The organism is Falsiruegeria sp. JB4-1, assembly GCF_055693495.1.
In genome coordinates, this window is the sequence record NZ_JBVFTZ010000001.1 from 2,654,361 (window position 1) to 2,677,313 (window position 22,953).

Sequence of the window (22,953 nt, forward strand, 5' to 3'; positions counted from 1 at the left end):
CCCCCTGTATAATAAATGTTGCGGTTCCCAAGGTTACATGCTTTGACCACGCGCGCAGGTCAAGGGCCGAGAGGCGAAAACAACGACAGGGAAGCAGAGCAATGCTGACAAAGATCCGCAAAATGTTCTATCGCGCGCGTGGGTATTACGCGGGCACCCTGAACGGCGAACCCTTTCGGCTGGACCCCTATCATTCAAAATTCTGGCGCAAAGCGGCGGCGGGCACATGGGAGCCAGAGACCTTTGCCATCCTCGACCGGCATCTGAACAAGGACAGTGATTATCTGGACATCGGCGCATGGATCGGCCCCACAGTTCTCTATGGCGCGCGCAAGGCCCGAAGCGTGATGTGCTTTGAGCCCGATCCAGTCGCCCTGCGGCATTTGCTGTGGAACATCGAACTCAACGACATCCGCAACGTTTCGGCCTTTGGTGTGGCGTTGTCGGACAGCTTTGGCGTGACCCGCATGGCGTCCATGCATGGCGAGGCAGGCGATTCCACTTCTTCCCTGCTCAACGACGGCACCCACGGGACCGACGCGCTGACGATCAGCTGGGACCAGTTTGCAGAGGCCAATGATCTGTCCCGAGTGTCGCTGGTCAAGATGGACATCGAAGGCGCAGAATACGGCGTTCTACCTTCGCTTTTGCCCTGGCTGAAAGAGCACCGCCCTACCCTGTATCTGTCCACCCACGCGCCGTATCTTGACGCGGACACACGGGCCGAGCGCACGCATCAACTGATGTCGTCGCTGTCATTCTATGAAACATGCACCGATGACAAAGGCAGTGCTGTTACCGCCGAAGACTGGACATCGAAAGATGCGCTGTCCCGTTTTGGAAGCTTTCTGTTTTCCTAGTAAGAGTCGCGTGGTTCGTGGCGGCCCTGTCATGGCTTGGAAACCAACAAAAAAGCCCCCGCGCCGATGCGCGGGGGCTTTTGTCTGTCAAAGTTCCCCGAAAAATCAGAAAACGCCAACCTCACTGCCCGGCTGAGCGGCTACGCTGAGCAGCTTGAACACGTAATCCGCAGTCGAGCGGAAGCAGATGACGCGGAAAGCACCGTCCTCTTCCATCCAGAACGCGCCAGCCACTTGCGCCAAACGGGTGCGGCGGATTTCGCCGGCCTCGAATACGCCGGGCGACAGATCAACGGGGGCAAGTTTGGCCATGACTTCGCGCGCGGGGCCGTCCGAGATGCGGAACACGGCGCGGGCGTCTGAGACGTTGACCGCCAGTGCATGCTCGCCCTTGAGCGCCTCGTTCAAAGCAGCCAGCTTGGCCTCGACCTCTGCATAAGGCACCAGCAGCAGCAGCTCGTCCGGCGACATCCAGCATGCACCGCTGTCCCCGGTCACTGAAACGCGGCGGACGTCTGGGACGCCCTGACCAGTGGCGGCCTTTACGGCCTTGCCCAAAGTGGCCGAGGACAGATCACCGCGCAGGGTGATCATGCCTTGCAGACCGGTTTCCTCGACACGGGCAATGCCGGTGTACGAGACGTGGTTTAGTGCGCTTACGGGATCAGACATTCTGCTTCTTCCCTTCCTTGTCGTAGAACACGGTGTCCACGATTTTTGCTTTGTAGATCTTGCCGTCGGTTCCGGGGAACTCGATCACCTCGCCCATGCGATCCGGGCCGTGCAGCACCAGACCCATGGCGATGCCACGATCCAGGTTGGCCGAGTAATAGGTCGAGGTCACCCGCCCGATCACGTTGCGCTGGCCGTTGGCATTGACGCCCTCGCCCGCCGCATAAGCCCCATCCGGCAGGACCGAACCATCGACGGTTTCCAGACCCACCAGCTTCCAGCGGTTGCGGTCTGTCATGTGGCTGCGCTGTTGTGCGCGCTTGCCCAGGAAGTCCTCTTTCTTTTTCGAGATCGCCCAGTTCAGGCCCAAGTCTTGTGGGATGATAGTCCCGTCAGTCTCGTCCCCGATCATGATAAAGCCCTTTTCGGCCCGCAGGATATGCAGCGCTTCGGTGCCATAAGGCATCACGCCGAATTCCTTGCCTGCCTCCAGCAGAGCCTCCCAGAAGGCCAGCCCCTGGCTTGCCGGAACCGCGATCTCGCAGCTGAGTTCGCCCGAGAAAGAGATGCGGAACATGCGGCAGTCAAAGCCGCCGATCTTACCGTCTGCCCAGCCCATGAAGGGGATCGCCGCGTCGCTGACATCCATGCCGCCCAGCTTTTCCAGCACCTTGCGGGCGTTGGGGCCGACAACCGCGATCTGAGCATATTGTTCGGTCACGTTGGCGACATAGACGTTCCAGTCCCACCATTCGGTCTGCAGCCATTCCTCCATGTGACCGTGGATGCGCTCAGCCCCGCCGGTGGTGGTGTGACACAGCCAGGTGTCGTCATCGATGCGCGCCACAACGCCGTCGTCGATGAGGAACCCGTTTTCCGAACACATCAGGCCATAGCGGCATTTGCCCGGTTTCAGGTTCGACATCATGTTGGTGTACATCATGTCCAGGAATTTGCCCGCATCCGCGCCCTTGACGATGATCTTGCCCAGGGTAGAGGCATCGAGAAGGCCGAGGTTTTCACGCGCGTTTTTGACCTCACGGTTGACCGCATCGTGCACACCTTCGCCCGGACGGACATAGGCATAAGGACGGCGCCAGTGGCCGACCGGTTCCCAATCCGCACCATTGGCGTCGTTCCAGTCGTGGACCGGCGTCTTGCGGATCGGCTGGAACACTTCGCCACGGGCTTCGCCACCGATGGCCCCCATCGAGATCGGGGTATACGGCGGGCGGAAGGTGGTGGTGCCGACCTGTGGAATATCCTCACCCAATGCTTTCGCGAGAGTCGCCAAGCCATTGATATTGCTCAACTTGCCCTGATCTGTCGCCATACCCAAAGTGGTGTAGCGTTTGGTGTGCTCGACGCTTTCATAGCCTTCGCGCGCAGCCAGCTGCACGTCCGAGACCTTGACGTCGTTCTGGAAATCCAACCAGGCCTTCATGCGCAACGGCATGTCAGCGTTGGCAGGCATCAGCCAGACGGGCTCCAGCGGCAGTTCAACCTCAGAATCGCCCTTGGGCGCATCCGTAGTTTTGGGCGTGAAACCTGCTGCATTGGCCGCAGCCTCACCCGCCGTCTGTGCGTCTGCCAGAACTTCACCCAGCGAAACCGGCCCGTTGGCCGCGCCTGCGGGAACCACGAACCCGTTGCCATCCGCGCCGAGAGGCGGACGTGCGGGATCGGGGCGGAAATGCGCCTGTGCATCGTCCCAGATCAGCTTGCCACCGCAGTGCGACCACAGGTGTACAACCGGCGACCAACCGCCCGACATGGCGACCGCATCACACGCGACCTCTTCGCGCGCGCCGCCGATGCCGTCCTGATTGCAGATCGCAACCTTCTTGACCCGCTTGCCGCCTTTGACCTTGGCGATTGCTTTGCCCGGATCAACGCGGATGCCAAGACCGCGCGCCTCATCCGCCAAAACGCCGCCGCCCGAGGTGCGCGCGTCGATCACGCGCAGCACGTCAACACCAGCCTTTTTCAGTGAAATCGCCGTGCGGTAAGCATCGTCGTTGTTGGTCGCCACGATCACGCGCTGGCCCGGTGTCACGCCCCAGTTCACCACATAATCGCGCATGGCCGAGGCCAGCATGACACCCGGAACATCGTTGCCTGCGAACGACAGCGGACGTTCGATGGCGCCGGTTGCAGTCACGATCTGCTTGGCACGGATGCGCCACAGACGGTGACGGGGGCCTTGAGCACCCGGAGTGTGATCGGTCAGACGCTCATACGCCAAGGCATAACCGTGGTCATAGACGCCCGCCCCCATGGTGCGGGTGCGAATGGTAACGTTGTCCATCGCCTGCAGTTCGGCCAGGGTCTGCTTGACCCAAGCGTCGGGAGTCTGGCCATCAATGGTGCCGCCATCAACCGGTGCACGACCGCCCCAGTGGCTGGTTTGCTCGACCAGCAAAACCTTGGCCCCCGATTGCGCCGCTGCTTTAGCGGCTTGCAGACCGGCAACACCGCCACCCACAACCAGAACATCGGCAAAAGCATAGAAATGCTCATAGGTGTCAGCGTCTTTGGTTTCCTTGTCCGGGGCTTTACCCAGACCGGCCGAGCGACGAATGATCGGCTCATACACGTGCTTCCAGAACGGCTGCGGGTGGATGAACATCTTGTAATAGAACCCGGCAGGCAGGAACCGTGCCAGTGCGGTGTTCACCGCGCCCACGTCAAATTCCAAGTTCGGCCAGTGGTTCTGCGAGGCCGATGTCAGCCCCTCGAACAGCTCGGTGGTGGTGGCGCGCTGGTTCGGCTCGAACCGTGCGCCCTCACCCAAGCCAACCAGGGCATTGGGTTCTTCGGCGCCGCTGGCAACCACCCCACGCGGGCGGTGGTATTTGAACGAACGGCCCATCATCATCTGGTCATTGGCCATCAGGGCCGAGGCCAGCGTGTCGCCCTCAAACCCACGCATGGTGGTGCCGTTGAATTTAAAGGTGATCTGTTTCGACCGGTCAATCAGACGGCCTTGTTTTTGCAGACGCGTGCTCATGGATCAGACCCTTTCGCAAGAGGAGGCGTGGGAGCCTCCGGCGGGAGTATTTTTGAAAAGATGAAGGCTCACGAAAACTCTCTCCAGCTCCAGCCGGGGCGCTTTGCGCTGATGGCATCCTTGATATCCTGCGGCGGCTCGTAAACCTGCGCGGAATAAGTGCCAAAAACCTCAAGCGTGGCGGTACAACGGGCCGCGTGGAACCACTTGCCGCAGCCCGCAGTGTGCCGCCAGCGTTCCAGATGCACACCTTTGGGATTTTCGCGGGTGAAGAGGTAGTCGTGGAACTGATCATCATCCGAGCCGGGGCCATGGCGCTTGATATGCGCCTCGCCACCAGCGGCCAGTTCAGTTTCATCGGCATCAACGCCGCAATAGGGGCAATGCAGGGTCAGCATGTGATCATCCTTACATGTTCATTTCGGTGGCAGGCTGGCCGCATTGGCCAGCGACAATTCGGTTAGTGTGGCGCGCAGGGCCGCGTCTTCGAACGCGCCTGCGTCAACCTCGACCATGCCGCCCATTGGGCGACCGGTGAACGACAGAGGCTCGGCCCCTGCTTCCAAAGCCTGGGCTTCGCGATCCTTGCCGGGGCGGTACATCGCCCCGTCTTTGGTCACACCGCAGACCATGTTGCCGTGGAGCAGAAAGCACAGGCCGCCGAACATCTTCTTCTCGGACAATCCCGGCTCGACCCCAAGATCGGCACGCATGGTTTCCGCCAAGGCTTCGGAATAGGCCATCACATACACCCATTCCCACAGGCGCGGGTCAGAGTTTCCTTGAAAATCTGGATCAATGCGCCACCCCTGCGGCGACGCTTTCGTCGATGAAGCGGCCCTCTTTGAAGCGATCCAGCGAGAAGGCTTCGGTCAGCGGGGAATGACCTGTGGCCATCAGCTGTGCCATGCCCCAACCCGAGCCCGGGATCGCCTTGAAGCCGCCCGTGCCCCAGCCGCCGTTGATGAAACAGCCACCCAGCGGGGTTTTCGAGATCAGCGGCGAGCGGTCGCCGGTCATGTCCACGATCCCGCCCCACTGGCGCAGCATCTTCAGGCGCGAGATCATCGGGAAGGTCTCGACCAAGGCGCGCACGGTTTCCTCGATATGATGGAACGAGCCGCGTTGCGTGTAGTTGTTGAACCCGTCGGTGCCGCCGCCAATCACCATCTCGCCCTTGTCGGATTGCGACATGTAGCCGTGCACGGTGTTGGCCATCACGACCACGTCCATGCAGGGTTTGATCGGCTCGGATACCAACGCCTGCAGCGCGATCCCTTCCAGCGGCAGACGGAAACCTGCCATCTCGGCCAATTGACCCGAGTGACCCGCAACCACCATGCCCAGCTTGTCACAGTCGATTGCGCCCTTGGTGGTGTCGACGCCCACAACGTGGCCGTTTTCTGACCGAACGCCGGTAACTTCGCACTGCTGGATGATGTCCATGCCCATGGCCGAACACGCACGCGCATAACCCCAGGCCACCGCATCGTGACGCGCGGTGCCGCCGCGTTCCTGCCAGAGCGCGCCCAGAACCGGGTAACGCGGACCGTCCAGGTTGATGATCGGCACCAGCTCTTTCACACGCTCGGGCGTGATCCATTCGGTCTTGACGCCTTGCAACGCGTTGGCGTGGGCGGTGCGCTGATAGCCGCGGATCTCGTGCTGGGTCTGGGCCAGCATCATGACACCGCGCGGGCTGAACATGACGTTGTAGTTCAGGTCCTGGCTTAGACCTTCATAGAGCGAGCGTGCTTTTTCATAAATCGCAGCAGATGGATCCTGCAGATAGTTCGAGCGGATGATGGTGGTGTTGCGCCCGGTGTTGCCACCGCCCAGCCAGCCCTTTTCGATGATGGCAACATTCTGGATGCCATAGTTCTTGCCCAGGTAATAAGCCGTGGCCAGACCATGACCACCCGCACCGACAATGATCACGTCATAGCGTTTCTTGGGCTCGGGCGAGCGCCAGGCGCGCTCCCATCCGGTGTGATAGCGTAGGGCTTCTCGCGCCACAGCAAAGGCTGAGTAATGTTTCATGAGCGAATCCATCCGGTTCGTAGGTTGTCGCAGATATGCCGCGCGCACGCATTTTACCCACGCCGCGTTCCGCCGCAATAATGCGCAGTTGCGACATGGTCGCCGACATTGCGACACACAGCGGCCATTTGCCCCTTTTGCCTTGGGTCTGACAGGGATAGATGAAAGGCAGTTGACATCGGAGACCCCATGACGTTTTGGATCCTCATTGCCGTGATGGCGCTGGCCGTGACCGGCCTGCTGCTTTTGGCGTTGCTGCGTGCGCGTAGCGGACAGACCCCGGCGGCCGAGTATGATTTGCAGGTCTACCGCGATCAGCTCAAGGGCGTGGATCGAGATCTGGCACGCGGTGTGATTGCTGAAGGCGATGCCGAACGCATCCGAACCGAAATCTCGCGCCGCATTCTCGCGGCGGATGCGCAGATGCAAGCCGAGGTTGAGGGCAACAGACAACCCCGCACCCTGACAACCATCGCTGCAGGTAGTGTTGCCATAATTGTCGTCGTTGGCGCCTTTTTCATTTACCGCGATCTGGGCGCCCCGGGCTACGGCGATCTACCGCTGTCGCTACGGGTGGAACTGGCGCAGGAAGCGCGTGAAAACCGCCCCGATCAAACCCGCGCCGAAGAGCGGATGCCCGCGATCCCGAAACCCGAGATTGATCCCGGCTATGCCAAGCTGATCGAGCAGCTGCGCGAAACTGTGAAGAAGCGTCCCGACGATCTGCAAGGTCAGGTCCTTCTGGCTCAGCACGAGGCCAACAGCGGCAATCACAAGGCTGCTTACGAAGCCAAAGCGCGTGTGATCGAGATCCTCGGCAGTCAAGCCAACGCCCAAGACTATGCCGAACAGGCCGAGATGATGATCCTTGCAGCTGGCGGCTATGTCTCTCCAGAAGCCGAGGCCGTGCTGGAAACCGCACTGGAGCGTGACCCGACGCATGGGCCTGCGCGCTATTACTACGGCCTCAGCCTGTCGCAAACCGGTCGTCCCGACATCGCCTTTCGCATCTGGGAAGAGACGCTGCGCGAAAGCCCCAGCGATGCCCCTTGGGTGCCGGCGATCCGGTCGCAGATCGTCGATCTGGCGTTCCGTGCCGGGGTGGACTATCGCCTGCCGGACGCCCCTGCTCTGGTCGGCCCCAGTGCCGAGGATATCGAAGCCGCCGGTGACATGAATGCCGCCGAAGTGCAGGATATGGCGCGCGGCATGGTCGAGCGCCTGTCTGAACGCCTCGCCAACGAGGGCGGCTCACCCCCGAGTGGGCCCGCCTGATCCAGGCCCTTGGGGTTTTGGGAGATACAGACCGTGCTCGCGCGATCTATGATGAAGCACAGCAGGTCTTTGGCAATGACGCCAACGCGGTCGCCTTGCTGAAGGCCGCCGCCCAAACTGCAGGGATCGACGGATGATTTTTGACGCTTTCGAAGATTTTGCCGCTGCTGTTCCTAAGATGTCGGCCCTTGCCGGGCTGGACCTAGGTGACAAGACTATCGGCGTCGCCGTCTCCGATCGGATGCTGACCGTAGCCTCGCCTTTGGAAACCATCCGACGCAAGAAATTTGGCGTCGATGCAGAGAAATTGCTTAAGATCGTCACTGACCGCGAGATTGGCGGCATCCTCTTGGGATTGCCTCGCAACATGGACGGAACCGAAGGCCCACGCTGCCAATCCACCCGCGCTTTTGCCCGAAACCTCAGCCGTCTGACCGAGCTGCCAATTGGCTTTTGGGACGAGCGGTTAAGTACAGTTGCGGCAGAAAAAGCACTGCTTGAGGCGGATACGACACGAAAACGTCGCGCAGAGGTCATTGATCACGTGGCAGCTGGGTATATCTTGCAAGGAGCGCTCGATCGGATGCGCTTTCTGACTTAGCCCTTGCCGGAGCCTGACGACGATATGAACGACATGGTCTGGAAACGCGACGAGATCGAGTCGCCCTGCATACAGATTTGCGTGGTGCACCCCACCGAACGCATCTGTACCGGCTGCTATCGCACCATCGACGAGATCACCCGTTGGTCCAAGATGGACAACGACGAACGCGCCGAGATCATGCAGGATTTGCCCGACCGCGCACCACGTCTGAGTAAACGTCGCGGCGGCCGCGCAGCACGGATCAAACGCTGACCAATTCTTGATCGGCCCGCTTCTCGGTCCGATCTGACGTTGGCCCTGATTGTTTAACCTGCAGCAAGCCAGGCTTTGGCATTTTCCATTTCTTCTTGCGCGAAGTACTGCACATCCGCCTTGATCAATTGATTGCCGATCCGCTGTGCCATGTGCTGCCACGTTTTGTTGCCAACAATCGCTGCGCGGTCCAGCAGCGGCGCGTGTGTCCGCCCCAGATGGAAATGTGCATCCAACGCCGACAGGCCCTGCCAGCCATCAAACTCGGTCACGTCGATGAGCAAACGGAACCCCTGCTTGTCGCGGATCATTGCATCCAGGTCACCAGTGGCTTGCGCATATTCACCGGGGTCCACCTGCCCCAACAATCGCACCTGCACACACGGCCCGCCCAGGTCAATCACATGGATCGCCCCCAGTGACTCTCTCAGCCAGCGTCGCGCCTCTTCAATGCTTTCCAGCGAGAACACCTGCATTGGGCACGGCATCATCGGCGAGGCCAATCGGGCCGAGATTTGCACCCATCCGGTATCGGTGACCAGTGCGATCCGGTCGAACCCCCGCCAATGGCTGACACCCAGTTTCGTGTCAGCCCACACGGCGGACATGTCAAAGCCAGAAAACTCCTCGCCCACCTGGATCAACAACCGAATCCGATCGTGATCCGCCAGCGCGGCTTCGACCGCGGGGATCAGTGTTGTTTCATAATCAGAACTGGAAACCGTACCGGAGGCGGTCACCTCCAGAATTGCGCCATCACTTTGCGTTTCTACAGAAATCATCGAAAAATATCCCTCTCACACAATGATGAGGCGAGGTTATGGGGATTCGATCCATCCCGCCACACCTCCGGGCATCTCGGGCCGGAAATAGGCAATCATCCGACCATCCGAACAAGCGGTGGCCCCCTTTCCCCAAGGCGCAACCCCGTGCAGGCAGTGACGATGCAACACATAGGCCTCACCCGGCTGCGCATGAACCTCAATTCGGGGGCATGTTTCGAACACCTCGCGGCGGGCAGCCTGATAGACCTCGGTCACATCAACAAGATGCATCGTGGCCGGGTCGTTTCCCGCCAAGGTCACGCGAAAGGCTTCGGCCATGATCTTGTGACTACCCTCCCACACGACCATGGGGGCCGCTGTGGCGCTGGCCTTGGTCAGTGGCAGACCCAGGATCCAACTGTGCGGTTCATCCACATGTCGGCGACGATCAGGCCCCGAGGGTTTCAGCCCATCCACATGCGCCCCGTCCCGGTTGCGGCGATAGCGCAACGCCGACTCACTCTCGCCCCGGCGCGCCTTTGGGTAGCCGGGATAGATCACCGAGACTTGGCCACGATGCAGCGGCTGCATCCCGTATTCCTGCGAGATGAAATCAATGGCCGCCCCCGCCAAGGGCGTCCGCCCATCCACGCAACCTGTGGGATCGTTTGGCAAGGCATCCACACCAATGAACCACGTCCCCTCGCAATCCAGCCATTGCGCATGCGCCGGGTCGATGACCGATGCCCGCGCCGTCGGCAGCGCGCTGTGTACCCATGCAAGTGTTTGCGGATCAACCGAAAATTGAACCCAGCCCCGATCGTGAAACTCGGTTACCACCCAAGCGCCTTTCGCAGCATGTTCAATGCCACCAGAGTCAGAAACACCGCAAAAACTCGCTTAAGCGGCTTGGGATCCATCGCATGGGCCAACTTAACGCCCCAGGGTGTGGTGATCAGCGTCATGCAGATGACGACACCAAAAGCCACTAGATTGACGGCCCCGATGGTCAGCGGCGGGCGCTGGCTGGGGTCGATCTCAAGAAACAGAAAACCCAGAACAGACGGCACCGCAATGATGACACCTAAGCCTGCGGCGGTGGCCACCGCGCGGTGAATGGGCGTGTTGTACAAGCTCATGAGCGGCACGCCAAAGCTACCGCCGCCGATCCCCATCAGAACCGACAAAAAGCCCAGCAACGATGAAAGCACAGCCCGGTGCAGACCGCCCGGCATGGCCTGTCCCAGCCGCCACTCGGCCTTGCCCAGACCCAGATAGGCACCAATCACTATGCCCAAGACACCGAACAGAGCCTGCAACGCCACCGATTTCAGCGAAGCCGCCACAAAAACCCCTAAAACAGCACCAATGGCGATCCCCGGCCCCCAGCCGCGCAGGATCGCCCAGTCCACCGCGCCCTTTTTGTTGTGGCTCAACACCGAGCGCACCGATGTCACGATGATCGTCGCCAGCGAGGTCGCCAGACACATCTGCATCAGCTGTGGGCCATCATAGCCAAGCGTTTTAAAGGCATAGAAAAACGCAGGCACCAGGACAATGCCGCCACCGACCCCCAACAGTCCTGCCAAAACCCCGGCAAACCCGCCGATCACCAACAACAGACCTAACATCTGCACCAGCAGCATCGTATCCGGCATGGACCTCTCCCCTCCGTTGTTACGCTTTGCCTAGCCCGTTCAGCCCGCCTGCGCCAGAGGGGTTACACACGCCAGAGCATCAAAAAGAACATCTGTTCCCGCATCCTTGCGTGCTGCACCTTCGGACAGCGTTCGGCGCCATTGTCGTGCACCGGGGCGACCCGCAAAAAGACCAAGCATGTGACGGGTGATCTGATGCAACCGCCCCCCTTCGGCAAGATGTGTCTCAATGTAAGGCACCATCTTGTGCACAACCTCGACTGGATCGATGGCCGTGCCCGTACCAAAGACCTCTGCATCGGCTGAACACAGAACGTCACCTGGCTGATGATAGGCCGCGCGCCCGATCATCACCCCATCCAATCCTGCAACCAGATGCGACTTCGCCTCTTCGAGCGAGGTGATGCCACCGTTGATCGAGATATGTAACTTGGGGAACCGAACCTTCATCCGGTGCACGAGGTCGTAGTCCAAAGGAGGAATATCGCGGTTTTCCTTGGGACTGAGCCCTTGAAGCCAGGCCTTGCGCGCGTGAATCGTCACCCGCTCACACCCTGCCTTCGCGATTTTTTCCAGGAAATCGGGCAGCACGACCTCGGGGTCCTGGTCGTCCACCCCGATGCGGCATTTGACAGTGACATCCACGTCTACTGTGTCACGCATCGCTGAGACACAGTCGGCCACCAACTGTGGGTGCTTCATAAGAACGGCACCAAACGTCCCCGATTGAACCCGGTCCGAAGGACAGCCGCAATTCAGGTTAATTTCATCATATCCTGCATCTGCACCCAGTTTGGCAGCTTTGGCCAGTTCCTTGGGATCAGAGCCCCCCAATTGAAGGGCCACGGGATGCTCCTCAGGGCTGAAGTCGAGCAAGTGCAGTGCGTTGCCTCGAACCAAAGCCGGCGATGTCACCATTTCTGTATAGAGCAGCGATTGAGCGCTGAGCAAACGATGAAAGTAACGGCAATGCCTGTCCGTCCAATCCATCATGGGCGCCACGCTCAGGCGAGATGCTGTTCGTGGATTACTTCTCAACGTGCTACCTCCAACGTTACATAGACCGATTGTCTTGCTTTGCTTGGCTTTTTACGCACTTTTCGCCGTTCTGAAGACATTCGATTCGGATGTCATTCGGTTTAGCATGTCTGCAGAGCTTAGACAGTGACCCAATGCAGCTCCATTACAGTAGACCCTACCAATACTCTCACAAGGCTTCTCTTGGTGGTTCATCCGCGAGATTTTAGTGATTACTTCAGGCGTTCGAACCTCACTCTCAAAAACCGAAACTTGATAGGTGGAGTATTCCAAAGTCTTTGGCATGCAATCACAACCAACAGGCAGATCTGCGCATGAAAGGCTGTGCATGATGTCAGCAAGTTCGGCCGGGAACAAATAGTGCGTATGAGAGCCAAAATTGCTTAACTGAAAAAGCAAACTGTGCGCTATGTTCAACTTGCTTGCGGTGACCTCGGCGCGGATCTCACGGTTGCCTTCAACAAAGCAGTGTTTGCATCGATGTCGCGAGTAACATCAAATACGATCTGAATGCCACCAGAGATGGCGCTCGTTGATCAATCGGTCCAGTTCCACCCCTTGGCAATAACTGTTTGCGCGACTGAAGGTGCCTGCGGTTGAGGACTATTTGCCCTTGATCTCAACCGAAAACTGACGGCCCGCACCGGCTGGTGGTTTGGGGAAAGGCGCAGCTGCTCGGATCTGTGCCAATGCCACCTGATCAAGCCGGTTTGATCCGGAACTGCGGCTTATGGAAACTGCAGACAACATACCGTTGTCAGCTATCCGAAATGTAACGCGGGCGGCGCCGCGAACATTCACGGTCTTGCGCCTCGCCCGATGGATTTTGCGTTTCACCAATCCCTTGTAGTTGTTTGCCGCTGCATTTCCTTTTGCACTCGACTGGGTTGAAGCACGCTTTGAAGTGGCGGCACCTTTTGGCTTGCTCCCGGTCTCAGCCCCTTGCTTGGCATTTTGTTTTGCGTCCCCTGCCTTGGCAACAACCGAGGGCTTTTTCTTGGGGGTCTGCTCAGCCTGTTTCTTTGGCTTCTCGTGTGCTGGTTCAGGGAGTTCGGGGCGCGACATCGGGCGGATCACAGCAAGTCGTGATTCAACTTCAGGCTCAGGTTCAGCAGGCTTTGCAGTTTGCGCCTGTTCGATCGGTTTTATTGGTGCCTTGGCTTCTACCGGTGAACTTTCGGTGGGAGCTTTAGGTTTCGGGTCAGGTTGTTTCGCGTCCACGGTTTTGGCCGGATTAACGGTATCTGGCTCTGACGGCTTGGCTTCGGATGCGGCAACTGGCACAACCGCCTGCCCATCGGGCGCGCGTGATGCCCGTTGCTCTGAAATAGGTGCCACAGGTTGCGGTGGTTGCATTGACCGAGCCGGCATGGCTGCAGCTCAACCGCCTTGGGTGGCAGGGAGTCAACCTGTTCTGACGTTGGTCTTTTTGCTTCAACCGCTTGCGATGGCGCAATGGTACCGGCCGTCATGTCGCGGAAAGACGCGCCCAGGGCGGCAACCTGAACTTCACCTCCTCCTTCTAATTCAACCGGCGTATCCGCGTTGACCCTACCCAGGGCCACGGCGTGGGCGCCGAGTGCAGCCAGACCGGCTAGTATCGCAATGTATCTGGATTGGGGGATCATTGCAGTCGCCTTTCAGAAACAACAAATACTCGGGTCGCACCAAGAGCCCGCAACTCGGCCCCGATGCGCACCAATTCGCGCGCAGGTAATGCACGATCCGGCACGATCCTGACCTCTTGCAACGGAGCAGCAATACTCACCCGTCCGACATACGCGGCAACCGACGTCAGCGTCGCGCCGCGCAAGCTCAGCCTGCCATCCGCATGAACGATTAGTGTGTCAGGGGGCTCACGCCCCTCCAACTCGGTGGTTTCGATCAAAGACAGCGAGTGGTCCAAAGGTGGCGCAAGCGACCCTGCTATCATGAAAAAAATCAGCATCAGAAAAACGATGTTGATCAGGGCAATCGTAGGTTCTTTTGCAGAATTTTGTTTCTTGCGAAGGATCATGTCAGCGCAACACCATGGTTTGAGTATTGGGCAAGGGGCGCAAGATCGTCAGAGCATCCATGAGTTGTTGCGAGGTGGTTTCGTCTGACAGTGACAGCACGATGACTTGCTTTTTGTCTGACAACAGATGCTCAGTCAGGGTTTCGAGAGTCACAGTATCACCATTCAACAGGACACGATCATCATCGAGCTTGAGGAAACGTATCTGATGATCGGATTGCGCCGGGGCACCAGCGGCACCACCCGTCAGTTCAATCTCGCCGTATCTAGAAAAGGTCGACGTTAGCATAAAAAACAGCAACAGCAGAAAGATGACGTCGATCAGGGACGTCATCGACAGCCGCTTTCGACGTTTCTTTGCCGTCTCAAGCGCCATGGGCAACCGGCTGTGCAGAACCCTTTACCGGGGATTTTTCACCAATAGCGCGGCCCGGTGCAAACACGGTTCGCAATGCCCGGTTGGCAAAAACACGTTCGCGGTGCATGCGCGCTTCGAACCATGTCAGAACCAGGGAGGTCGGCATAGCGACCGCGAGGCCCGCAGCAGTGGTCAGCAATGCAACCCAAATTCCGCCCGCCAAAAGTGACGGATCAACCGAGCTCCCAGCGCTTTGCAGTTTCTGAAAAGCTTCGATCATGCCGAGAACAGTTCCAAACAACCCCAAAAGCGGTGCAAGTTGGGCCACCATATCCAGCGCACTCAGGCCGCGTTCAAGCTGGCTAAAGCGCTCTTCGGCCTCTGCGTCAGTACGATCCGACAACGCCTCTGGTCCACCGTCGATGGCCATTTCAATCACCGGCGCCAAATAGCTACGGCTCTTGGTCAGATACCGAAGGGCAAGGCCCTCTTCTCCGTCGTCCCAAGCTGAAACCGCATTCGAAAGTTCAATATGGCGCCCTACCCCGGCAGTCCGATACTGCCACAGTTTATAAAGCACCAGCGCCGTTGTCAGAACAGACGTAACAATCAACACGGCCACGACTGGGCCGCCAAGGTTCACTATGCCAAGGATGGTTTGTCCAATACGATCCATCGGGTCACCCAATCAGTTCTGTTTTTGTGCGCGTCGTCAGATCCAGACCTTGAATGCAGGCACGCGCATCCAGTCCTTCGGCCTCGCAACGCTCGGCCCCGTTGATCAAGACACGAGAAATTTCGGCACAGGCCATACCTGAAAAATGGAACTGCCGGACCCGTGGTCGAGACGAAGGCAGTTCCTGAAAGTCGAGCAAGGCCATTTGCACAACCTGCCCGTTCTCGCCAAAGAGCACGGTTTCATAAACGGCTCCCGCAATGTCCGAAGGATGGTGATTGTGAACCAGGAAACTGATCCGGCACCCCTCCCCTTCGTCCCGTGCTGCACTCAGCTCAATGGCGACGCCGGGCGCTGGGTTGGCGTCTTGCGCCACAGTGCTGCCTGCCCCAAGTGAAAGGGGCAGAGCAAGAAGGGCAAACAGTTGATTTTTCATCATTTCACGTACCATCGTTGCCTGCTTTCTATGATCAGAAGGTTTTTGCGAGGGTCAGCTTGAAGTTTCGGCCTGGCGAATTGCGGGTTGAGAGATAAGGTTGGTACGCCTTGTCAAAGATGTTTTCGATCCCGGCGCGAACTTCCAGTCCAGCCAATGTTCCTTGCTGCATCACATAGGTCGCGCGTAGGTTGTTGACCCCAAAACCAGGGGTGACATTGCCTGCAGAATCGGTCACCGACTTGGCTGCTATCAGTTCCCAACTGACATCCCACGCCTGACCAAAGCGCTTACCCAGTGTCAGACGCGCCGAGTCGGCAGGCGTGTTGCGCCAACGGGTTGCGATCCCGAGGGCTGACACCTCTTCGCCATCCGTGATGTTTGCGTTGAAGTCTGCATAGAACCCAGACGCGTGGGCATAAGACGCTTCCAGTTCGATACCTTGGGTGTTTACTTCGGACAGGGGTTGCGACGGCGTCCCAGATACGTATGAGGTCACGTCACGCAAGTTGGTGTCATAAAGATTGACCTTGGCGCGGATTACGTCGCCCTGCGAGAAGACATGGCTTTTGTTGTACGAGGCCCCAATCTCGTACGTGCGAGATTTCTCTGGTTGTGTCATGAACAGAGGCGTGCCCAGATCGTCGATAATCGGAAGGCTTTCAGTGTAGGCTGCGCTACCAAAGACGGCGATGCCGCTTTGGAACTCATAGCGCGCAGAAAGTCCGCCCATCAGAGCATCGTTGTCATAGCTGGCGTTCGCCGGTGGCGTTGCCGTCGCATCACCTTTGATGTCCTGAGTTTCATACCGCAGTGCCGGTGTCAGCGTGAATTGATCCGTCACCTGGATGTCGTCAACGGCGAACAACGCAAATCTGCGATCGGTGCCCCCTGGCGCGGATGAGGCGTCCAGACGTTCGCGATTGATAATCTCTGCCCCGAAACGAAGGTCATGAGCCATTGAACCGGTAGTGAAGTAAGAGGTGTTCTTGATCGTCAGCTTGGTGGTTTCATAACGATGATCCGCATCACCCAGATCTCTGATCCCGGGAAAAACAGCTTCCAGAGGAGACGATCCCGCGATGTAGCTGCTGTCAATTCTTTGATCTGAATAAGACAGGTTGACCTGAAGGTCGATCAGATCATTGTCAACAGGGCTGTAATCATAGCGCAGCACCGCAACCTTCGTTTCAATGTCACGATCAACGTTACCGAACGACCCTCCGGTGGTGGCGAATGTGTCATAGGGAACGTCTCGCTCCTGAGAGCTGGACTGGTTCCATGACAATGTAATGGCGTGATCGTCGTTGTCTCCGAAGGTGTACTTACCCTTGGCCAAAATGGACGGCAGCTCAAATGCGCTGTTGGCGATGACGTTGCCGTTGCCGTCTTTCTGATCGTCCTGCTGACGGTGAGTGTAATTCAGCAAGAATTCCCAATTCTGGGTTGGTTGCCATGCAAGAATAGATGAGGAAACAAACCCGTTTCCGTTGCTGGCCCCCTCAAATGTTTGGCGGAACCTGAACCCGACTTCGCCACCGGTAAAATCCGATGCATCTTTCGTTTCCAGCTGTACCACACCGCCGACAACACCAGATCCATACTCAAACGAGCCAACCGTACCGCGAATGACGGATACGCTTTTGTACAGTTGCGGATCGGTAAACAGCTGGTTGCCAATCCGGTAAAGCTCTTCGGCGCCCGTGGTTGCACCATCAACAAGAACCAGCACCTTCTGGTCAGTCCCGAATGTACCATTGGCGCCAAAACCGCGGATGTTGATGCCTGATCCCTGCGGTGTTGATCCGTTCACCAGAGACACACCCGGAACCGAATCTATCAACTCTGCCACTGTGCCCGCCTGGCGGTCGTTGATCTCGTCTTGATCAATGTTGGTCACCGGAACGGCGGTGTCAGTCTGAATTTCACGTTTACTCCCGCCGAGCTCGATTGTCCCCAGAAACTCATCGTCTTGTTCCGTCTCTTGCGCCGAGGCCATTCCGGCAACCAGACTGAGACAAGAGGCTGAGCCGATAAGAACGGTCCTCAGGTTACGTGCACGCATATCTATCCCTTCGATACATACGAAGACCGAATAGGGCTGGCAGGTGCTGGCGAGGGGTCTTTTTTGTTTGTCGTTTTGGAATCGTGTTCCAGTGATCTTGCGTTCGGTATTAAACTTTAGTAAAACAGTCAACAAATATCGTTACAGTGTGAACGATCCAGCCAGCACGCCATGCGACCAATGTGGCAGCCAGCATCGACAACCCATATTATCGAACTGGAAAACACATGACCGAACAGGCGTCATTACCCCAAAAGGGCACTCAAATCATGTCCCCCGAAGACATTCGCATTGCTCGTCAAGAGAACTTGTCTCTGCGAGATCGCGATCTGGCTGACAAGCTGGGGATCACCGAAGGTCAACTGGTAGCGGCCCATGTGGGCATTGATGTGACCCGTGTGTCAGCTGAACTTGACGACATCTTCCCTCGTCTCAACGGGTTGGGAGAAGTCATGGCCCTGACACGCAACCGCTACTGCGTTATCGAAAAGGTTGGACAATACGACAACTATCACTCGGGCCAACACGCCTCGATGGTGCTGACAGCAGACATCGACCTGCGCATGTTCCCATCCCATTGGGTTTCGGCCTTTGCCGTCGAACGTGACAGCGACAGAGGTCCGCGCCGGTCTTTACAAGTATTTGATGCCGCAGGCGACGCAATTCACAAGATCTTTCTGCGCGAGGGATCCAACCTTGAACATTGGAATGCTCTCGTCGATGCGCTTCGTCTCGATGATCAGTCCCAGACACTTGATGTTGTCGAACGTAAACCAACAGAAATCCCCAAAGCGAACCCGGACAAGGTCGAGATCCTCCGTTCGGAGTGGGCCAAGATGACGGACACGCACCAGTTCATGCGACTGACGTCCAAACTCAAGATGAACCGACTGGGTGCATATCGTATTGCCGGGGAACCATTGGCGCGTTTGATCGAAACGACAGAGGTCGACACCATGCTCGAAGCTGTCCGCCATCAGGGCATCGAGGTCATGGTTTTTGTCGGCAACCAAGGCTGCATCGAAATCCACGGGGGACCTATCGAAACGCTGAAATCCATTGGGCCTTGGCAAAATGTGCTCGATCCGCGTTTCAATTTGCACCTGCGTAGTGACCACATCGCCGAGGTCTGGGCTGTCACCAAGCCCACTCAACGGGGTCCAGCTGTTTCGATCGAAGCATTCGATGCCGAAGGTGGGCTGATTTTTCAGGTCTTCGGGCGCAAAACCGAAGCCCGCGATAGTCGTCCTGCATGGGGCGAAATCGTGAATGGTCTGCAATCGGTCAAAGAGAAAGAAACCGCATGATGCGTACCCTAGTGAGCTCGGTGGCAGCCCTCGTTCTGGCAACCACCTGCGTGCATGCCGAAGAACAACCTGACCGGATCATCTCGATCGGCGGAGCCGTCACCGAGATCATCTATGCGCTTGGACAAGAAGATCGCTTGGCAGGGCGAGACAGAACATCGACATACCCTGTTGCCGCCAATGACCTGCCGGACATCGGCTATATGCGCGCGCTTTCACCCGAAGGTGTGCTTTCGGTGGAGCCTGACCTGATCATCACCGTCGAGGGTGCCGGGCCGCCGGAAACAATGGATGTCCTGAAAAACGCCAACGTCGCGCTGGTCGAAATCCCAGAACACTACACAAGAGATGGTATTGTCCAAAAAATCCGAGCCGTTGGAACCGCATTGGGACAAGACGAAGCTGCCAATTCACTGGCGGAAACCGTTAAGGCCGAAATTGACGCCGCCCACGAAGCGGCCATCGACGCATCACTCTCAGATCCGCAGCGGGTACTGTTTATTCTGTCCACCCAAGGGGGTCGTATCACGGCGTCTGGCACAGCTACGAGCGCGGATGGCATCATCCGGCTGGCGGGCGGTGTGAACGCGATCGCGGACTTTGAAGGCTTCAAGCAGATGTCGCCCGAGGCCGTCACCCTTGCCGCCCCCGACGTGATCTTGATGATGGATCGCGGTGGGGACCACGGTGCCGCATCTGAAGACCTGCTTGCATTGCCTGCCATTGCCCTAACCCCCGCAGGCCGCAACGGCCGGATTGTAAGAATGAACGGGTTGCATCTGTTGGGATTTGGGCCACGTACCGCAAGCGCCATTTCAGAATTGTCAGCAGCCCTGCTGAAAGGAACCGAGTCGTGACACTGGTGATCGACCACGTCGGCGAGATCGAGGTCGACCGGCGAGTTTTGGCCCGCCGCATGACCTGGACCCTGACTGCGCTGCTCGTCGCGGTCAGCTTGAGCAGCCTTGCAGTGGGCGCATCCGAGGCATCCCTGTTCGGCGCCGTGTCCGATCTCGTTCAGGGACGCGCGCTTTCGACCCTGGACAGGGTGGTCTTGTTGGATATTCGGCTGCCCCGCCTGTTCATGGGTATTTTGGTTGGTGGCGCTCTGGCTGTGTCCGGCGTGGTCATGCAGGGGTTATTTCGCAATCCGTTGGCCGATCCTGGCATAGTCGGGGTGAGCGCAGGCGCGGGTTTTGGTGCGATCATCGCAATCGTCCTGGGCAACCTGTTGCCTGCGGCCATTCTGGCCTGGGCCGGAAGCTGGCTGGTGGTGATTGCCGCCTTTCTAGGCAGCTGGATTACCACCCTGCTGCTATATCGGGTGTCGACACGTCGCGGGCACACATCGGTCGCCACCATGCTGCTGGCGGGCATTGCGCTTGGCGCACTGACCGGCGCACTCGGTGGCATCCTTGTCTATATGGCCGACGATCAGCAACTTCGGGATTTGACATTCTGGGGGATGGGGTCACTGGCGGCAGCCACATGGACCAAGATCCTGACGGCAGCCCCGATCATGCTGATCGCCGGGATCACCTCTGTTTTCATCGCGCGCGGCCTTAACGGTCTTGCCATGGGAGAGGCTGTTGCCCATCACATCGGCATCAACGTGCAGCGCACCAAAAACATCGCCATCCTGTCCGTGGCCGCCGCTACCGGCGCAGCCGTGGCCATATCGGGTGGCATCGGGTTTGTCGGGATCGTGGTGCCGCATCTTTTGCGGCTGTCGACCGGCCCGGATCATCACCGACTGCTGCCAAATGCGGCTTTGCTGGGCGCAAGCCTGTTGCTCGCGGCAGATATGATCAGCCGAGTCGTCGTCGCTCCTGCTGAACTGCCCATCGGCATCGTCACCGCCATCCTGGGCGCACCTGTCTTCATGTGGATTTTGCTGCGCCGTTTTGGTCAGTTGGGAATGTAACCATGCAAGCCGAAAACATACGCGTCAAAATCGGGCGTAAAGAAATCCTACACGGCGTGAATTTTCACGCCAGTCCCGGCGAGGTTACTGCCATCATCGGGCCCAACGGCTCGGGCAAATCGACTTTGCTCAAGGCCATGACAGGTGAGCACGACTACACCGGGGACATCACCCTGAACGGGGCGAACATTCGCACACTGAAACCATGGGAGCTTGCGCCCATTCGAGGCGTGTTGCCACAGGTCGCCAATGTGGCCTTTCCCTATACCGTAACCGAGATTGTGCGCATGGGGCAGATGGGCGGGCTTCACACCGAGGATGAAGCCCTGCCCGCTCGGACCCTTGCCAAAGTCGATCTTGGGGGGTTCGGCCCCAGATTCTATCAGGACCTGTCTGGTGGCGAACAGCAACGGGTCCAACTCGCCCGCGTTCTGGCGCAAGTTTGGTCTCCTGTTGAAGAGGGTGTGCCACGCTGGCTTATTCTGGACGAGCCTGTTGCCAGCCTCGACATAGCGCATCAATTCACAGTCTTGGACGTTGCCCGAGATTTCGCTTCGGCAGGTGGTGGAGTTGTCGTTGTCATGCATGACTTGAACTTGACGGCCATGTTCGCTGACAAGGTGACGGTCATGCACGACGGGCGTGTCGCAGCCAGCGGAAAGCCGACCGATACCATCACAAGCAAGATTTTGCAGGACGTATATGGCTGTTCCATCGACGTCGGTTGTGCACCATCCACTGATGTGCCCTACCTGCTGCCTCAGATGCGCCATGGCAAGGTTGCTTAAATCACACAACGGGGCTGCAAAGGTCTCGTCACATCAAGCCGACGGTGCGTCCCGACCAGGGAGTTCGAGTTTGAGAACCGAAAACGCGCCGGGTTTCAACATGCAGACCCCGATTTCACACAAAAGCCGCCCGGCGTCCAAATCTGCCGGGGTCATGGTGTTGACCCCGCATCGCACAAAGAATGACTGCTCTGCCGTTTGCCCAACAAGAGCACCGCTACGCCACAGGATGTTCAGGAACCCCTCGATCTGGTCACGGACTTTCGCCCAAAGTCGTTCATCGTTCTCTTCGAACGCGGTCCATTCCAAACCATGAAGCACCGACACTTCGATCATGTTTAGCAAGCGGCGTTCAGGCACGTAACGCATCTCATGCCCTTTGGGCGCTCGGGTTCGGGCCCCCCAGATGCGGTAATCCTGCTCGTCAAACGCGCGGATGGCATTCACGTTGGCCTCGTTCAAGTTTCTTTGTTCATCGTTGGTAAAGGCCTGGGTCAAACCATCGATCCCCAAAAGGGCTACATTCGCTGGTGCATGCCATACACCACGTTCAAGGTCGTTCCGGGCATAGGTGCCGCACACATGCCCGGATGGCGGCACCTTGCGCGCCTGTTTCTGCCCTTCCCCAACCACTTCGACCCAGGGAACATAAAGAGCAGCCTTACCAGACGATGAAACGGGTTCATCCAAAAGCTCGGTCCCTTGCGAAACCATGGGGGGGCCGTCCAGAACGGCAAAGCGACCCTTGTGCCCCTCGCAATGAGCAATCAGCGCCCTATGACTTTCAGCATCAACATATCCCGGGGCTGCCACAAGATTGATGTCCGGGCTTTGATCCAGAACCTTCAGGTCATTTGTCGTGATGTTCGGCTTGTCTGGCCCTAGGTTAACAAGAAAAAGCTGCGTTCCTCCGTTCTGGAAATACCCCTGAACTGCGCATTTCATTGTTCCATCTGGCCAGTTTTCAACAGCCGCATCGCCCACTGTTTCAAACGAGAACTCAATCAGTTGGTTGGCAACGAAGAGTTCATCCGGAAGATCCCCCAATAAAGCAGTCACATGGGTTCGGCCAGGAACAACCCCTGCTCCCGACATCCCAATGTCTTCAACATAAATTCCGGGATATAAAATATCTGGCATCACAAAACTCGAACAAAAACAACTTGATACACCTTAAGCGCCTATAACGGGATCAGGCAATCCCGTTAT

Annotated in this window: 23 protein-coding genes and 1 pseudogene; 8 read left to right on the forward strand and 16 right to left on the reverse strand. The window is 58.1% G+C overall.

The features are described 5' to 3' along the window. Positions 1–101 precede the first annotated feature (101 nt). Entirely contained in the window at positions 102–860 is a 759-nt protein-coding gene (locus ACZ1HE_RS13510; protein WP_472621555.1) for an FkbM family methyltransferase, read from the forward strand. Between the two features lie 105 nt (positions 861–965). Here ACZ1HE_RS13510 and ACZ1HE_RS13515 read toward each other — a convergent pair whose 3' ends face one another. The 5 genes from ACZ1HE_RS13515 to ACZ1HE_RS13535 all read right to left on the reverse strand — a co-directional run bounded on the left by ACZ1HE_RS13515 (position 966) and on the right by ACZ1HE_RS13535 (position 6,582). After that, positions 966–1,532 carry a sarcosine oxidase subunit gamma gene (locus ACZ1HE_RS13515; protein WP_472621557.1) on the reverse strand — a complete coding sequence of 189 codons (567 nt, stop codon included), beginning with the start codon at positions 1,530–1,532 and terminating at the stop codon, positions 966–968. Next, positions 1,525–4,542: a sarcosine oxidase subunit alpha family protein gene (locus ACZ1HE_RS13520; protein WP_472621559.1), complete on the reverse strand. Its 3,018-nt coding sequence runs from the start codon at positions 4,540–4,542 to the stop codon at positions 1,525–1,527. Before ACZ1HE_RS13520 ends, ACZ1HE_RS13515 begins: the two co-directional genes overlap by 8 nt. A 68-nt stretch (positions 4,543–4,610) precedes the next feature. Beyond that, on the reverse strand, positions 4,611–4,940 hold the full coding sequence (locus ACZ1HE_RS13525) for a sarcosine oxidase subunit delta (RefSeq protein WP_472621561.1): 330 nt from the start codon (positions 4,938–4,940) through the stop codon (positions 4,611–4,613). A gap of 18 nt (positions 4,941–4,958) precedes the next feature. Beyond that, the gene (locus ACZ1HE_RS13530) at positions 4,959–5,285 is read right to left on the reverse strand and encodes a TfoX/Sxy family protein (protein WP_472621563.1); all 327 of its coding nucleotides are present in this window, start codon (positions 5,283–5,285) and stop codon (positions 4,959–4,961) included. A gap of 52 nt (positions 5,286–5,337) precedes the next feature. Then, the gene (locus ACZ1HE_RS13535) at positions 5,338–6,582 is read right to left on the reverse strand and encodes a sarcosine oxidase subunit beta family protein (protein ID WP_472621565.1); all 1,245 of its coding nucleotides are present in this window, start codon (positions 6,580–6,582) and stop codon (positions 5,338–5,340) included. A gap of 189 nt (positions 6,583–6,771) precedes the next feature. On the opposite strand from ACZ1HE_RS13535, the pseudogene ccmI reads away from it, so the two are divergent. From ccmI to ACZ1HE_RS13550, 3 genes and pseudogenes are all read left to right on the forward strand, one after another. Beyond that, positions 6,772–7,994: pseudogene (ccmI, locus tag ACZ1HE_RS13540) on the forward strand (c-type cytochrome biogenesis protein CcmI). Beyond that, positions 7,991–8,458 (forward strand): Holliday junction resolvase RuvX, encoded by a 468-nt coding sequence (gene ruvX / locus ACZ1HE_RS13545; protein ID WP_472621567.1) that lies wholly within the window; start codon positions 7,991–7,993, stop codon positions 8,456–8,458. The pseudogene ccmI and the gene ruvX overlap by 4 nt, the downstream one beginning before the upstream one ends. A gap of 24 nt (positions 8,459–8,482) precedes the next feature. Beyond that, positions 8,483–8,713 (forward strand): DUF1289 domain-containing protein, encoded by a 231-nt coding sequence (locus ACZ1HE_RS13550; protein WP_472621569.1) that lies wholly within the window; start codon positions 8,483–8,485, stop codon positions 8,711–8,713. Between the two features lie 53 nt (positions 8,714–8,766). Here the strand turns inward: ACZ1HE_RS13550 and ACZ1HE_RS13555 are convergent, their stop codons facing one another. The 10 genes from ACZ1HE_RS13555 to ACZ1HE_RS13600 form a co-directional block, all read right to left on the reverse strand. Then, positions 8,767–9,495, reverse strand: coding sequence for a SpoIIAA family protein (locus ACZ1HE_RS13555; RefSeq protein ID WP_472621571.1), 729 nt, complete (start codon positions 9,493–9,495; stop codon positions 8,767–8,769). Between the two features lie 36 nt (positions 9,496–9,531). Beyond that, a complete protein-coding gene (locus ACZ1HE_RS13560; protein ID WP_472621573.1) occupies positions 9,532–10,317 on the reverse strand; it encodes a hypothetical protein in 786 nt (261 codons plus the stop codon). After that, a complete protein-coding gene (locus tag ACZ1HE_RS13565) occupies positions 10,311–11,135 on the reverse strand; it encodes a sulfite exporter TauE/SafE family protein (RefSeq protein ID WP_472621575.1) in 825 nt (274 codons plus the stop codon). The genes ACZ1HE_RS13560 and ACZ1HE_RS13565 overlap by 7 nt, the downstream gene beginning before the upstream one ends. 39 nt (positions 11,136–11,174) lie before the next feature. Beyond that, positions 11,175–12,173 carry a tRNA dihydrouridine(20/20a) synthase DusA gene (gene dusA, locus ACZ1HE_RS13570; protein WP_472621577.1) on the reverse strand — a complete coding sequence of 333 codons (999 nt, stop codon included), beginning with the start codon at positions 12,171–12,173 and terminating at the stop codon, positions 11,175–11,177. 603 nt (positions 12,174–12,776) lie between these two features. Further along, the gene (locus ACZ1HE_RS13575; protein WP_472621579.1) at positions 12,777–13,511 is read right to left on the reverse strand and encodes an energy transducer TonB; all 735 of its coding nucleotides are present in this window, start codon (positions 13,509–13,511) and stop codon (positions 12,777–12,779) included. Positions 13,512–13,797: 286 nt separating this feature from the next. After that, complete coding sequence (locus ACZ1HE_RS13580; protein WP_472621581.1) at positions 13,798–14,190, reverse strand: ExbD/TolR family protein; 393 nt, start codon at positions 14,188–14,190, stop codon at positions 13,798–13,800. Position 14,191: 1 nt separating this feature from the next. After that, on the reverse strand, positions 14,192–14,566 hold the full coding sequence (locus tag ACZ1HE_RS13585) for an ExbD/TolR family protein (protein WP_472621583.1): 375 nt from the start codon (positions 14,564–14,566) through the stop codon (positions 14,192–14,194). After that, positions 14,556–15,224 (reverse strand): MotA/TolQ/ExbB proton channel family protein, encoded by a 669-nt coding sequence (locus tag ACZ1HE_RS13590; RefSeq protein ID WP_472621585.1) that lies wholly within the window; start codon positions 15,222–15,224, stop codon positions 14,556–14,558. Before ACZ1HE_RS13590 ends, ACZ1HE_RS13585 begins: the two co-directional genes overlap by 11 nt. A 4-nt stretch (positions 15,225–15,228) precedes the next feature. Then, positions 15,229–15,660 carry a hypothetical protein gene (locus tag ACZ1HE_RS13595; RefSeq protein ID WP_472621587.1) on the reverse strand — a complete coding sequence of 144 codons (432 nt, stop codon included), beginning with the start codon at positions 15,658–15,660 and terminating at the stop codon, positions 15,229–15,231. A gap of 34 nt (positions 15,661–15,694) precedes the next feature. After that, positions 15,695–17,725, reverse strand: a complete 2,031-nt coding sequence (locus ACZ1HE_RS13600) for a TonB-dependent receptor domain-containing protein (RefSeq protein WP_472621589.1) — start codon at positions 17,723–17,725, stop codon at positions 15,695–15,697. Positions 17,726–17,952: 227 nt separating this feature from the next. On the opposite strand from ACZ1HE_RS13600, the gene ACZ1HE_RS13605 reads away from it, so the two are divergent. The 4 genes from ACZ1HE_RS13605 to ACZ1HE_RS13620 are packed head-to-tail and all read left to right on the forward strand — an operon-like array spanning position 17,953 to position 21,744. Continuing rightward, positions 17,953–19,032 (forward strand): hemin-degrading factor, encoded by a 1,080-nt coding sequence (locus ACZ1HE_RS13605; protein WP_472621591.1) that lies wholly within the window; start codon positions 17,953–17,955, stop codon positions 19,030–19,032. Next, positions 19,029–19,889 (forward strand): heme/hemin ABC transporter substrate-binding protein, encoded by an 861-nt coding sequence (locus tag ACZ1HE_RS13610; RefSeq protein WP_472621593.1) that lies wholly within the window; start codon positions 19,029–19,031, stop codon positions 19,887–19,889. The genes ACZ1HE_RS13605 and ACZ1HE_RS13610 overlap by 4 nt, the downstream gene beginning before the upstream one ends. Before the next feature lie 59 nt (positions 19,890–19,948). Next, a complete protein-coding gene (locus tag ACZ1HE_RS13615; RefSeq protein ID WP_472624479.1) occupies positions 19,949–20,956 on the forward strand; it encodes a FecCD family ABC transporter permease in 1,008 nt (335 codons plus the stop codon). 2 nt (positions 20,957–20,958) lie between these two features. Further along, a complete protein-coding gene (locus ACZ1HE_RS13620) occupies positions 20,959–21,744 on the forward strand; it encodes a heme ABC transporter ATP-binding protein (protein WP_472621595.1) in 786 nt (261 codons plus the stop codon). A 33-nt stretch (positions 21,745–21,777) separates the two neighbouring features. Here ACZ1HE_RS13620 and ACZ1HE_RS13625 read toward each other — a convergent pair whose 3' ends face one another. Continuing rightward, a complete protein-coding gene (locus ACZ1HE_RS13625) occupies positions 21,778–22,884 on the reverse strand; it encodes a phage tail sheath family protein (protein ID WP_472621597.1) in 1,107 nt (368 codons plus the stop codon). Positions 22,885–22,953: the final 69 nt, after the last annotated feature.